Source organism: bacterium (assembly GCA_030655055.1).
Classification (GTDB): domain Bacteria; phylum Edwardsbacteria; class AC1; order AC1; family EtOH8; genus UBA5202.
Genome location: JAURWH010000186.1, coordinates 20,366 through 34,215 on the forward strand (window position 1 = coordinate 20,366; position 13,850 = coordinate 34,215).

Sequence of the window (13,850 nt, forward strand, 5' to 3'; positions counted from 1 at the left end):
GGAGCAAACACCATGAAGAACATATTCTGGCTGTTACCGCTGGCTGGAGCCCTGCTGGGGTTCGCCGCAAGCTACCTGGCCCTTTACCTGAAGCTTAAACTGGCCCCCGTTCCCGGCTACACCAGGGCCACCTACCGGGCCATCGAAACCTTTGACCTGAAGTCGGCCCTTTTCAGCACCGCGCTTCTGATGGTTCTAGCCATGGGGGCGGCCGGTGGTTATCCGGTAATCCGGGACCTCCTGCAACCGGAACCGGCGGGGCCGGACGGCGGGAACCGGGTCATCATCCCGATGCCCATGGACTCCCTGATCCGGATGATCCCCCAACCCAAGTCGGTTGATCCCAACCAGAATGCGGAACCGCAGGATATTGGTCTGATCAAGCGCCCGGCCTTCGGCAGCAAAATAGTTTTGGTGGATGACAACGCTTCCGACACCACCGAATTTGACGACCGGACCAACAATGACATAGTGAACTCCTTTTCCAACCGTAACAGCCCGGCCAACGACAGCCTGATTCGGAACGCGGTTGTGGACAACAACGCCGATCTTCCCAAGCCCGGAGATTATGTGGCCTATAGCACCTCACCCGCTCCACTTAATGTGCTCCGGCCGGTCTACCCCTCCATCTGCCGGACCATGGGGGCCGAAGGCAAAGTCACCCTTTATGTGCTGGTGGACAAGGGTGGCCAGGTGGCCAAGGTCAGGGTGCTTAAAAGCTCGGGCAACGAAGCTCTGGACGAGGCGGCCATGGAGGCATTAAGAGCCTCCACCTTCTCCCCGGCCCTGCAGGGCGATAAGCCGGTGGCGGTCTGGCTGAGCTACCCGGTGGTGTTCAGTTTGGAGTAAGTGACCTTGACCTTAGATACAAATAAAAACGGGACGCTTTTAGCGTCCCGTTTTTATTATTAGGCAGTCACCCACTGCCTCCCGCACATCACCTTGAAGTCGCAGTGCCGGCACTGGTTCTGGGTGTCATCGGTCCCCTCAAAGGGCAGGGCGGGGTCCCGGATCTCGCCCACCAGCCTGGCGATGGCCTCCAAGCAGTCCCGGTAGTTCCTGTCCCTGGTTTCCAAATCCTTGAACAGGGGCCGGGACTGGATGGCCTTCCCCCCCAGCATCAGCAGTTCGCTGTCCACCATATTGGGATCAGTTTCTGGATTGAAGGCGCAGTACAGCATGATGTAGAACGGAAGCTGCACCGAGCTTAAGCTCTTGGCCCAGTCCTGACGCCGTTTTAGGTCGAACTTTTTGAAGGAGGGGATTTTGGCCGAGCCGCCGGTCTTGTAATCCACGATCACCACCCGCCCTCCCCTCCTGTCTATCCGGTCCAGGGAGCCGTTGACCGGCACCGCCTTCAGTCCGGGCAGGACGTCCACCGCCCCCTTCAGCCTTTTTTCGCAGGCCAAAATCTCCGGGGCCGGCTTCATCCGCCGGTGATACTGCAGCAGCTGGGCCATCCTGGTCCTGATCTGGGAGGCCACCAGGTACATGCCACCGTCCAGGGACTGGCCCTGCAGTTCCCCAATGACCTGGTCCACCAAGGCATCCATACGGGCAAAATCCTGCGGCTGGGGAATGAAAGGCCGGCCCTTGAAATCCTCGAAGAATAATTTCAGGATCCGGTGGACGGTGGTGCCGGTCTGGCGGGCCTCGATGTCACCGCCCACCTGGTCCGGCTCCCGCAGCATCAGCAGGTAGTGCTGGTAGAACCTCAGGCCGCAGCCCAGATAACTGTCCAGCATTGAGGCCGAGAACGACAGCCGGGACACGGCCTCCATCATGGCCGGGGTCTTACTGACAGGGGGCGGATCCTGCTGGGTGAAGGACTCGGCGAACTTCAACAGCCGGTCCCCTCCGGCCGAGATGCTTTTTTCGGCCTGCTGCTTTTCCCAGACCAGCTGTTCCAGAAACCGGCTGCGCTGGGCCCCGCCGCCGTGGCTGTAAAACAGGCTGACCTCGCGGGCCCCATAAATCAGGTTCTCGAAATGATAGCGGGCGATCAGCTCCCTTTGCAGGGATCCTGAAAGCCCCAGCTGGGCCCGCAGGGCCTGGGGCAGGATGGCATCAGGCTTCCTGCCCTCCGGCAAAATGCCGTCGTTGGCGTCCAGGACCATCACCCGGTCAAAGGCCAGGTCCCTGGTCTCCAGAAAGCCCAGCACCTGCAGGCCGTTTAGGGGGGTGCCGGGGAACGGCACCCGGGACTGCCGGACAAAACCATCCAGCAGCCCGAAATATATTTTGGTCTCGGAAAATGACTGACCGGCCAAAAGCGAGTTCTGCAGTTGCTCCAGGCATCCGGTCATGGACATGAAATATTTGGCGGCATAAGGGTGCCTTCCGGCCGGGCTGTTTTCGGCCACTTGGGAAACTATGCCCAGGAGGATTGAGGCAAAGGATGACACTTCCCCCGGCTGCTCCAGCGGCAGAAGCAGCAGCCGGTGCAGGAAGGCCAGATGGGCGTAAAGCTCCTCCAGGTTCCAGCCCCGGTCTTCCAGCCCCTGCAGTTTTTTCTCCAGCTTGGCTTTGATCTCGGGATCGTTTTCGATTTCCTCCAGGGATATCAGCCTCCGGCCCCTTTCGTTCAAGACCTGTTCCAGGGCATGCAGCAGTATCCGGGCGGGAAAGCTGGCCTTCCCCATGGCCAGGTTCTTGACGTAGGGGTGCAGCATCAGCCGCAGATAGTCCGGCAGAAAATAACCGTTCTGGTCCCGGCTCTCCTGGACTCTGGCTAAAATCTGCATCAGGCCGTACAGCGGGGTGCGCTCCAGCGGGTAGCCCAGGGAGATGTTCCAGGGGGAGGAAAGCCCCGACAGGGTGTGGTGGATCAGGGGGAAGACGGTGTCGGGCCGGGGCAGCACCAGCACCGTGCCGTCCAGATTTTCACCGGCGGCATCCAGCAGGGGTTTAAGGCCCATCACCTGGCCGTGGCTGTCGGTGGCCCGGTAAAAACTTACCCTGGGGGGAGCCTGTTTTTGGCCGGTCTTTTCCGGAGAGATTGCAAGCTGCGAAATTATCCGTTCGATGCCCGGGCCGTCCCGCAGCACCAGGGTCACATTGTCCCGCGGGGTCAGATCCTTGAACATCTCCAGTTCGCATCCGGTCAGGGCGTGGAAGCCTGCCAGGATAATGGTTTCAAAGGACGAGAGATCCAGCCTCTTGATGTTTGAGGCGGCATAAAAGTAGCTGTTGGCCCGGGTGGTAAGATTTTGCGATTCCAGCTCCCGGTAAAATCCTTCATACCATTCCGCCAGGTGCGGCAGCATCTCCTGAAAGCGGGCCGGCCAGGACTCCCCGGCCAGGGCCTGGACCCCCTTGAGCTTTGCCGGGGTGATCCCCTCAATCCGCAGCTCCTCAAAATCGGCCTGCAGCTTGAAGCCCCAGGCCATGAATTCCTCGAAGGACAGCGGGCCGCCCTGCTCCCCCGGCAGTCTCTGGTCCTGGTGCAGCTTGAACAACAGCGCCACCCCGTCGGCGGCCAAAAGCGGGCCGGAAGACTGTCCCAGTTCCAGGGCCGCCCAGTCCACCCAGTCGTCGAAGGAGAAGAGGCGGGGGGCCAGGAAGGGTTTTTTGCGTTCCTGTCTAAAGAGGGCCCGCAGCAGAAAATGGGAGGGCCGGCGGCCGGGAAAGACCACCATGGTTTTGGAGAGGTCCGCCTGATCTTCGGGGATCATCCGGCAGACATGGGTTATCAGGTCGGCCCCCTTGGGTAATAAATAAGATCTGCTCATGGCCGCACCTCCTTGACATCGCCGTCCAGATAGACGATCCTTCCCTCCGATTTCCGGCCGGGGAAAATTCCCGCCAGGGCCGCCAGATATCCCCGCACCTGGGCCTGGTGCTGCGCCTCCTGCCTGGGGTCATCGGCCCGGCCGGTTTTAAAATCCAGCACCGTGACCGTATTTCCGCCCTTTACCAGACGGTCCACCCGCAGCAGTTCTCCGCCAGCACCCACCAGCTGGGCCTCGCAGAGCGCGGACTGGCCCTCTATTTTGGCAAAGAAGGGGGCCACCTCCCGGCGCTCCATCAGGGTCTTGACCTGCTCCGCCATGGCCTTGATGTCCCGGCCCGGGACCAGCACCTGGTGGCGGCGGGCCAAAGCCAATAGCCTGGCATCCATATCCTCCGGCAGGGTTTGCATACCCTCCAGCAATTTGTGATAAAACTGGCCCAGCCGGGCCTTGAGATATCTCTCCCCCTCCCAGGATTGCTCCGGCTCCCAGTCCGCGCCCGGCTCCGTCCCCCGCCCGATCGATGGCTGGTCGGGTATGGCCAAAACCTCTTTTTGGGAAAGTGTTTCCTTGTGTCCCCGATCTATCAACGGGAAAAGCCTGGGATACCATGACTCTTTGGATTTGCCCGGTTTGCCTGCGGCCCCGTCCTTTTTTGGCTGGGGCACCTTGAAGATCACCAGGTTGTATAGTTCATGGCGGGCCCGGGTGCAGACCACATACAGTGAGTTGAGTTCCTGCACCTGGTCATCAGCCAGAAACTCGTCCTGCAAAACCGCCAGATCAGGGGAATACCCCCTGGTGCGGCCGGCGATGTCTTTGGTGATCTTGTAGAGGGTTATCTCCTCGCCGGTTTTTCCGTAATAGACCCGGCGGCTGTCCCCGGCCTCGTCGTACAGGAGATTTATCACCACCGGAAAACCCAAACCCTTGGACTTGTGAAAGCTCATCAGCTGCACCGCCGGAACATTCTCCGGCAGCTCCAGGGAAAAAAGCTCCGGCTCCGGCCGCTGGCAGGTTTCCAGAAAATCCTTGAGGCTGCCCCGGCCCTTTGACTCCGCCTGGTTGACGGTCTCCAAAAGCTTCAGCAGGGCCGCCGCCTCGTCCGGGAAATTTTGGAAAACGCCCAAGCGTCCCAGGGCCAGGCAGACCAGGTCGTACAGGGGATAGTACCCGGCCAGCCGGTAGAGGTCGCTGAAGAACGTTTCCCAGACCGGGGCGAACCTGGGGTCCCGGCGGCATTCCTGATAATGGTATCCGTGCGGACCGGCCTTCTGCCCCGCCAAAAGCAGGATGTCATCGGCCAGGGCCTGGCTCCATTCCAGCCCGGCCGTTTGGACGGCCGCGGCCAAAAGCCGGCCCCGGACCACCGAACCCCAGGCCAGGTTGTCGATGGGCGAATCCAGAAAGCGCAGCAGGTCCAAAAGCTCGGCCACCGCCCGGCGCCGGCGGATGTCCAGCCCGCCGGAGGACGAGGCCGGGATGCCGGCCTGGGTCAGCCAGTCGATGGCCTGTCCCAGATGCTTGTTCTTGGGGGCCAGCACCGCGATGTCCTGGGGCCGGTAACCCCGGACCAGCACCTCCCGGACTATTGAAAGCAGCGCCTCCCGCTCCGGCTCCTGGTCATTAATACTTGCAGTTTCGGATTCATTGGCAGTTGGATCAGCACTCTGATCAGTATCAAACTCTGCGGCATTTTCAGGATCGCCTTCGCTCTCCGCCTCCCCGTAGCCTGCCGCCCCCTTGGGAATGTGCACGGTCCGGACATAGCCCCGGTTGGCCGTTTTCTCCGACGGCCGCTGGACATAGGTCAAAAGCCCGGTGCGGTCGGGGCCCAAAACCCCCTCCCCGATCAGCTGGTTCAGATTGTGATGGAAGGCCTGCTCCACGTATTCCAGGATCACCTGGCCGCAGCGGAAGTTTTCCTCCAACCCGCCCACCTGCGAACTATCGGTCACGCTGGCCGGCAGCCAGACCGGCGGTTTGCTCTTCCCCTGAATATCATCCTGAAGCTGTTTCATTATCTTGTAATCGGCCTTGCGGAACAAGTAGATGGCCTGTTTGAGGTCGCCCACCAAAAAGGCCGAGCCGCCCGAGGCCAGGGCCTCGGCCAGCAGCGGGTGCAGGCTGCGCCACTGGGCCAGGTCGGTGTCCTGGAACTCGTCGATCAGGTAATGGCAGAGTTTGGCCCCCAAAGCCAGGTAGATCCCGGGGATCATCTCCTGGTCCAGCTGCCGGGAAAGTTTCCGGGCGATGTCGTCGATGTGGATCACCCCCCGGCGCCGCTTGGTCTGCTCCAATATCTGCTTGAAATGGTGGTAGGGCTGGCCGTAGGCGGCATAGTGGCTTTCAGCCTGGGCCACGGCCAGACCGGCCGCCACCGGCCCCAGTTTCCCCCAAAGCTCCTTGGTCGATTCATGGACGGCCAGCTTGTCTTTGGGGCACTTTCCCTTGAGCATCGGGGTATGTCCGTTGTGGTAGGTGGTCCTGGCCAGTATCTTGTCCACATCCCCCTGCTCCAGGTATGAGGCAAAGGCGTCGGCCTTCATTTCAAATCCTTGATCATGGGCGATGCCGCAGATCTGCCAGTAGACATCATTGATGATCCCCAGGCAGCGGTCTCTTTCGGCGGTCCGGTCGTTGAAGGCAAACTGCCCCGACTCCTTGGCCTCGATGACCAGAAATTTTTCGAAACTTTCGCGCATCAGGGGCTGGGGGTTCCAGGCGAAGCTGCCGCCGGAGGCGTTGAGCAGTTCCAGGAACCGGCCCATCACCGCGGTCAGATCCTGGTCCCGGCCGGCCTGCTTCAACAGCAGGTCCAGGGAATAGTCCAGCAGTTCGCCGTAGCTGGTGGTCACCTGAAAATCCGGCCGGAAGCCCAGCTCCCGGGCCGAGGCCTGGGCCAGCCGGTTGGTAAAGCTGTCTATGGTCTGGACCTGGAAATCGGAAAAGTGCTCTATCACCCGGTCCACCATCCCAAAGGCCAGGCCCGGTATTTCCTTGGACTCCGTCTCCAGCAGGCCGGCAGTTTGTTTTAAAAGCTCTTCGTCGCCGCCCAGGGCCAGCTCCTTCAGCCAGCTTAATATCCGCTGCTTCATCTCCCGGGCCGCGTTGTTGGTGAAGGTGATGGCCAGCAGATGGGGCAGCTGGTTGTGCTCGATCCGGGAGGACAGCAGGAACTGCACGAAGCGGCTGGCCAGGGCGTGGGTCTTGCCCGAGCCGGCCGAGGCTTCGATCAACAGCAGGTGGGGAAACCGGTAGAGGCTGTCTTTTTCCAATACTTGGGGCATCTGCTTGCTCCTTTTGGTTTGGTCTTTAAACCGCCGTTTCCTAATATACCAGTTAAGAGGCGGGATAGTCAAGACCTCTTTTTAAAGGGTTGGAATACTTTTGATCCCGGGTTTAAATTGCCGCCTGCTCCCCGGTTCCCTTCAGTCATTTTACCGTCTGGGGATGACAAAATACCGCCTGAATCCTGAAAACATCAGAACAGGCGGCAATAAAATAAGCGGGGCCGCTGATGGCAGCCCCGCTTATTGATTTTTGTTTTTGACAATATGGCGGAGGGGCAGGGATTTGAACCCTGGATACAGCTTTAAGGCCGTATAACGGTTTAGCAAACCGTCGCCTTCGGCCACTCGGCCACCCCTCCGCAAATGAACCCTTGTGTTATTTATTTGTCTGGCCCGCCAGACGAGGCCTCATGTTTGCCCGGTTTTTATATGGCGCAGTCTGGCGGAAGCGAGAGGATTCTCCGCCTGCGGCGGATCCGCCGTCGCTTGGCCAGTCCGAATTCCTGCCGGCGGAGAACCCCGCAGATTTCATCTGCACCAGGGGTTCGTCAATAATGGCGGAAGCGAGAGGATTCGAACCCCTGGTGCCTTTCAGCACAACGGTTTTCAAGACCGCCGCCATCGACCACTCGGCCACGCTTCCGGAGTTAGTTAGCCTTTTCTTCCTTTAAAATCAATCTTTTAAAGGCTTCTCCACCCTTATAGCTTTTTATCTGCAACTCCCGACGATATGCAGCCTGTTTCGTTTCGTGGATCTCGCTATACAACAGAACAAATGGACCTTTGTTTCTTAGAGACCTGGTTTTCCCCGCGCAATGTTCTTCTAACCTTCGTACAATATCAGCTGTGTGGCCGATGTAGTACCTCCCATTGCCTTGACATTTTATCACATAGGTATAATACATTTAACTTTACAGGTTTTTGCCGCCGTTGGCGACACCCCGCCACAGGCGGTGGCAAGACCGCCGCCATCGACTCACCGCCAAAGGCGGGACCCCGCTGCTGCGGTGGCACTCGGCCACGCTTCCCGTGAACTTACCCTTATTTTATCACTTAAAATACTGGCCTGTCAATCACTTTTTACGGGCCGGCTGAATTATGCCGTAGTAAAGATTCTCCCAATCTCACCCACGTACATCCTATGGTAATCCTTTTTGGGATAGTTCTTTTCGATCCCCGGGATCAAAAACTTCTTGGGATCAAGGTCGTCAAAGTATATTTTCCGGCATTCCAGCACCATTCGGGCTTCCTTGAAATAAACATTGCCCTTGGGGGTAAAAATCGGCGTCAGCCCGGCCTCTTTGACCTTGTCGCCGTCCCGCCCCGACTTGGTGCCGCAGATCTTAAGGGCCGGGCGGCACTTTTTCCCGAAGAACGACAGGGTAAAGTCCTGGTATTTGTTGGTGAACTTGTAGGTATGGCGGGTGGGCCTCACAAAGACCACGGCGATGGGCTTGTTCCAAAGTATTCCCAGGGTTCCCCAGGCGCAGGTCATGGTGTTGTAGTCGCCCTTTTTTCCGGCGGTCAGCAGGAACCATTCGTCCTCCATCAGGGTGAAGGGATTGAACTTGAGTTTTTTGGGATCAAGTTTTTTCAGCATATTCTCTGTTCAGTTTAGCGTTCATTGTTCATTGTTAACTGTTTATAGTTGTCCCGCCAGCCAGTCCAGGGCCTTTTCCCGGTCACCGAACATCTCGATATGGCGGCCCGAAAGTTTTATCAGGGACTGTAGCACTATCCGTTTGATCCCGGATACCCCCACCGCGGCGCTGGCCAATATGTGCGGGGTGACTGTTTTAGAGAACTGCTTCATGGCGTCCACCGCCTGGGTGGTGTAATGGGCCTTGGTGACGTCGGACAAAAGCCGCACCGATTTGGGCGGCTGTTGCAGGATAAGGGCCTGGGCCTGTTGAAAGGCCTCGATGTTCTCCTCGGCGCTGTGGGAGTGACTGACGTCCAGGGATAGTATCCTTGCCCCTTTGTGTTCTATGAAACCTACTTTTGCCATTGTTCTTCCTTAGTTGAATTGTGCGCTGAGTTTTTTTCTTTGCGAAGGATCGGCCGCCTGTTTGACCAGCGGGCCGGGCTTCAATTGGGGCAGCAGGGTTTCCAGGGGAAGCCTGTCATTCTTATAAATGATGCCCAAAGGTATCCTGTCCCCCCACTCCAAGGCCCTGGCAAAGGCTTTTTGCCGGTCTGAAGGATCGTATTCCGGCTCCAGTTGGTAGACCCGTTCTTTGTACCATTGAAAGGTGTTAAGCTTGTTGAAAGTGACGCAGGGCTGGAGGATGTCCACCAGGGCAAAGCCGGGGTGCTTGATGGCGGCAGCGATCAGCTCCGCCAGACTGTCGGAATCCCCGGCAAAACCCCGGGCTACTAAACTGCAGTCGGCGGCAATGGCCAAAGCCAGCGGATGCTCCGGGGCGTTGTAATTGCCGAAGGGGGTGGTGCCGGTCACCAGGCCTCCTTCCGAGGTGGGAGAGGTCTGGCCCTTGGTCAGTCCGTAGATCTGGTTGTCGTGGACCAGATAGGTGATCCCCGGGTTGCGCCGCATGGCATGGACGAAGTGGTTGCCGCCCTCGGCGTAACCGTCCCCGTCCCCGCCCTCGGCGATGACCTGCAGGCCGTGGTTGGCCAGCTTGATGCCGGTGGCCACGGGAAGGGTCCGCCCGTGCAGGCCGTTGAACAGGTTGCATTTCAGGTAATGCGGCAGCTTGGGGGCCTGGCCGATCCCTGAGGAGAACATCACCTGATGGGGGGCGATGTCCAGCGAGGCCAGGGCCTGCTTGACCGCCTTAAGGATGGCGAAATTGTAGCAGCCTGGGCACCAGGCGCTTTGGTCTTCGCTTTTATATATGTTTACATCCAGCATAATTTACCATTTCTTATTAGGAAACCAGGAAGACAGGAATTACTTTGAGATCACCCTTTTTACGTCCAATGTCAACTTGCCGAAATTCAATAATAATCATGTTCTATCGTAAAGTTTTTGGACAGGATATTACAGTTGCATTTTGAAGGCGAAATTTTAAATATTTATTGCTGCACTATCTTTGGTCTTATTTTGTTACTGCTGTCGGGAGGCAGGTTTACGAAATCCGTGTCCTTAACTTCCTGGAATGCAAACCGGCTTGTTGTGCACAGTAATTAATTAATGTTTCCATATAGATATTGATGAAATGTAACCATCTAATCGATATTCTTTAGAATAATACTCCCCGTTTTTATCAGGTTCATATTTTATACCAACAGGTTCACCATTGTCCCAGCCAACTTTTAATGTGCAGTAATAGTTTTTTGCTTTACCATCTAAATCCACAAAGTCAAAACTCTCATCATGCCGAAAGACAATGTCTTGATGTATTGGGATTGTAGGATATAAATGGTTGAATTCTTCTAATGTCATGCCAACATGTACGCCTTTACGAGTCCTATACAAAGGATCAAATATTGTAATACCACGTACAAAATATCTTTTAGGTGTATTTGGACCACCAAATTTTAATATTTTCACCTTATTTTTATATAAGGTCCAACCAGTATCTTCTTTGTACATGCTATCAACACTGTCACATTTAATACATTTGATAAATTCACTAACTTTCATGCCGATTTTCCCATAGCCGACAGAATTGGCAGTAATTAAATAAGTGCTATCAATACCACCGGCGATAGTATTTTTAACAAGTATCGTTAAAAACAACAAAACAATAAAAGCAATTTTTTGATGTGCCATTGATTCCCCTTATATTTATTGTACACGAGTATGAAGAACCTTTATTGCGGCTCCGATTATTGCCTCTGTCAGTTTTTCATGTTCTAATGCCATAATATCCTGTGTTTGATTTTCCTGCGTTCTTGGTTTCCTTAAAAAGATTACCTTAGGTATCGTAAGTATCCGTGCCGTTTATTTTCCTGTATTCCTGGTTTCCTTATAGAGGTTAGTCTATTGTATTGTAACTATCAACTATGTACTGCGCCGTCAGCGGCCGGCCGTCAAACTTCCTTATCGACCCGTCGGCCTTGATCCCCGTTTCCGTCAGCAGCAGTTTCTCGAACTGCCCGGTGGCGTTCTGCTCCACCACTATGATCTTCTTATACCCGGACAGCAATTCCACAGTTTCTTTTGGCAGCGGGAAGACCTGCGGGAAATGCACCGCCGAAACCTTCTCCCCCTGCTCCTGCAGTTTTTCGACCGCCTCCCGCACCGCCCATTTTGAAGAACCGAAGCCGACCAGGACTGTTTCCCTGGAATCTCCGAAGACTTCAGGACTAAGCGAATCCTCCTTAAGGCCTTTGAGCTTGGCCAGTCTTTTGGCCGTCATCTGCAGGCGAACCGAAGCGCTCTCTGCAATGTGCCCTTCCTCGGTGTGTTCGTCGCTGTCCCAGTACTGCACCTCTTCCGTGGCTCCGGGAATGAGGCGGTCGGAGATCCCGTCCGAGGAAAGGTGGTACCGCTTGTAGGAACCGGAAGCCTGATCCCAGGAAGCCAGGAGTTTGCCCCGGTCAATGGATATTTTATCCAGGTCCAGACCATCCACGGTCCAGAACGAGTCGTTCAGGTTCTGGTCGCCCAGGACTATTACCGGGGTCTGGTATCTGTCGGCCAGGTTGAAAGCCTGCTGCATGGCGTAGACGGTCTCTTCGGCGTCGCCGGGGGCCAGAATGGCCCGGGCAAACTCGCCGTGGCCGCCGTATAGTGCGAACAAAAGATCCCCCTGCTCGGTGCGGGTGGGAAAGCCGGTGGCCGGGCCGGGCCGCTGGGCAATGAAGACCACCAGCGGCACTTCGGTCATCCCGGCCAGCGAAAGGCCCTCGGTCATCAGGGCAAAGCCGCCGCCCGAGGTGCAGGTCATGGCCCTTACTCCCGCCACTGAGGCCCCGATGGTCATGTTTATGGCGGCGATCTCGTCCTCGGCCTGTTCCACCAGCAGCCCCGAAACTTCCTTTTGCTTGGCGGCGCAGTATTCCATTATCCCGGTGGAGGGCGACATGGGATAGGCCGACAGGAACTGCAGGCCCGAGACCAAACTGCCGAACCCGGCCGCTTCGCTGCCGGTCATCAGCATCTTGCCGGGGCTTGTGGAAGCTTTCCGGTGCAGGGTGCAGTAGGGGCAGACGCCCTTGAACTCCCGCTCGGCAAAATCGTAACCGGCCCGGGCCGCCCGGATGTTGGCCTCCACGATAAGGTCTCCCTTGCGGTCGAACAGGTCGCCCAGGGTGTCGGCCAGCACGTCAAAATCGTACTCCATCAGGCTGAAGCAGACACCGCAGGCCGCAGCGTTGACCATGATCTTGCTCTGGGCCGCCTCCAGGGCCAGTTTCTCCAGCGGCACCGGGAACAGGTTCAGCTTTTTATCATCGTGGGCGCTGAGCCCTGTCGAAGCGCCGCCACCGTGGACGCTGAGCCCTGTCGAAGCGCCCGCATCTGATATCTTTTCATCAAACACCACCACCCCGCCCTCCACCATGCCGGGTGAATGGATGTCAATTGACTCCCGGTTGAGGGCGATCAGAATGTTGGACCTTTCCGACAGACTGCCCACCGGCCGGTCGGAGATCCGCAAGACAGCGAAATTGTGCCCGCCCCGGATCCGGGACATCAGGTCCTGGTAGCAATGGACAAAGTAGCCCTGGCGGGTTAGCGCCTTGGCCAAAGTATAGGAGATGGTCTGCATCCCCTGTCCGGCCGCGCCGGCTATGGTGATGGTGATATCTATCATACGCATAATTTATTAGCCCAGCCCTTAAGGGCTGGGCTAATAAATATTATTTTAAAATTTTAGACCTCCAGTTTTTCGCCTTCCCGGGCCCCAAAGATATGGATATTGGTGTTGGCCTCCATCTCCCCTATTATCTGCTCCAGCTGCCGGTCGCTGCGTTCCGGGTCGTGGTGGTGGAATCCCAGCGACTTGACCCCGGCGTCCTCGGCCAGCTTGATCACTTCCAGGAAGGTGGAGTGCCCCCAGCCCCTGGTCCGTTTCATGTCGTCCTCGGTGTACTGGGCGTCGTGGATCAGCAGGTCGGCCCCGGCGCAGAACTCCACGAACTTTTTGTACTCGGTCTGGGGCTTGTCTATGTTCAGCTCGTTGTCGGTCAGAAAACAGAAGGTCTTTCCCTGGTCGTGGATCTTGACCCCGTAGGTGGGCACCGGGTGGTTGTTGCGAATGATGTCGCAATGCATCTCGCCCAGGTTAAAGCCCTCGTCGTCGTCCACCACCTGGTAATTGATGTTGGACTGGACCTCCTGCAGCTTGGCCGGAAAGACATAGCCGTCCATCTGGTCGTAGAGGGTGGAATACAGGCGGCCGAAGCTTTCCTTGGCCCCCAGAAAGCGGATCTTGAAACGGGACATGTAGATCGGCAGAAAGAAAGGCAGGCCCTGGATGTGGTCCCAGTGGACGTGGGTCACGAAGATCGGGATCTCGGGCACCTCTTCCTTTGCCTTCAGGAGATTCAATCCCAGCTTGCGGATGCCGGTGCCGCAATCGATGATCAGCCTCTGGCCCTTGCTGGTGACCACCTCCACGCAGGTGGTGTTGCCGCCGAAATCAACAGTGTCATGCCCCGGCGCCGGGATCGAGCCCCTCACTCCGTAATGGGTGATCTGCATAACTTTGCCTTTAAGATGTTTCTGGTTCCGTTTGCCGTTTATTTGCCCTGAGCCCACTGTTTACGTGCCCTGAGCCGCCGGGCTGAGCGTGCCGAAGCCCTGTCGAAGGGCCGTTTCCAGTTCATTGTTAACTGTTCATTGCTCATTGTATCAGACTTCCTTGTACTTCTCGTAGACCTCCATCACCTGGTCCATCCCCTTGACAAAGGCCTC

10 protein-coding genes and 2 tRNA genes are annotated in these 13,850 nt (G+C 57.0%); 1 reads left to right on the plus strand and 11 read right to left on the minus strand.

Going from position 1 to position 13,850, the window contains the following annotated elements:
• Positions 1–12: 12 nt before the first annotated feature.
• On the plus strand, positions 13–849 hold the full coding sequence (locus Q7U71_08790; GenBank protein MDO9391855.1) for an energy transducer TonB: 837 nt from the start codon (positions 13–15) through the stop codon (positions 847–849).
• A 59-nt stretch (positions 850–908) separates the two neighbouring features.
• Here Q7U71_08790 and Q7U71_08795 read toward each other — a convergent pair whose 3' ends face one another.
• The 11 genes from Q7U71_08795 to Q7U71_08845 form a co-directional block, all read right to left on the minus strand.
• A complete protein-coding gene (locus Q7U71_08795; protein ID MDO9391856.1) occupies positions 909–3,731 on the minus strand; it encodes a PD-(D/E)XK nuclease family protein in 2,823 nt (940 codons plus the stop codon).
• Complete coding sequence (locus Q7U71_08800) at positions 3,728–7,021, minus strand: UvrD-helicase domain-containing protein (protein ID MDO9391857.1); 3,294 nt, start codon at positions 7,019–7,021, stop codon at positions 3,728–3,730. The genes Q7U71_08795 and Q7U71_08800 overlap by 4 nt, the downstream gene beginning before the upstream one ends.
• Before the next feature lie 268 nt (positions 7,022–7,289).
• A tRNA-Ser gene (locus Q7U71_08805) sits at positions 7,290–7,383 on the minus strand.
• A gap of 196 nt (positions 7,384–7,579) precedes the next feature.
• Positions 7,580–7,667 (minus strand) — tRNA-Ser (locus Q7U71_08810).
• A gap of 4 nt (positions 7,668–7,671) precedes the next feature.
• Positions 7,672–7,929, minus strand: a complete 258-nt coding sequence (locus tag Q7U71_08815; GenBank protein ID MDO9391858.1) for a GIY-YIG nuclease family protein — start codon at positions 7,927–7,929, stop codon at positions 7,672–7,674.
• Between the two features lie 191 nt (positions 7,930–8,120).
• Positions 8,121–8,624: a flavin reductase gene (locus tag Q7U71_08820; GenBank protein MDO9391859.1), complete on the minus strand. Its 504-nt coding sequence runs from the start codon at positions 8,622–8,624 to the stop codon at positions 8,121–8,123.
• 42 nt (positions 8,625–8,666) lie between these two features.
• Positions 8,667–9,032, minus strand: a complete 366-nt coding sequence (locus Q7U71_08825) for a hypothetical protein (GenBank protein ID MDO9391860.1) — start codon at positions 9,030–9,032, stop codon at positions 8,667–8,669.
• A gap of 9 nt (positions 9,033–9,041) precedes the next feature.
• Entirely contained in the window at positions 9,042–9,896 is an 855-nt protein-coding gene (locus tag Q7U71_08830) for a 2-oxoacid:ferredoxin oxidoreductase subunit beta (GenBank protein ID MDO9391861.1), read from the minus strand.
• A gap of 279 nt (positions 9,897–10,175) precedes the next feature.
• On the minus strand, positions 10,176–10,760 hold the full coding sequence (locus Q7U71_08835; GenBank protein MDO9391862.1) for a hypothetical protein: 585 nt from the start codon (positions 10,758–10,760) through the stop codon (positions 10,176–10,178).
• 205 nt (positions 10,761–10,965) lie between these two features.
• Positions 10,966–12,753 (minus strand): 2-oxoacid:acceptor oxidoreductase subunit alpha, encoded by a 1,788-nt coding sequence (locus tag Q7U71_08840; GenBank protein ID MDO9391863.1) that lies wholly within the window; start codon positions 12,751–12,753, stop codon positions 10,966–10,968.
• Between the two features lie 53 nt (positions 12,754–12,806).
• Entirely contained in the window at positions 12,807–13,637 is an 831-nt protein-coding gene (locus tag Q7U71_08845; protein ID MDO9391864.1) for an MBL fold metallo-hydrolase, read from the minus strand.
• Between the last annotated feature and the right edge of the window lie 213 nt (positions 13,638–13,850).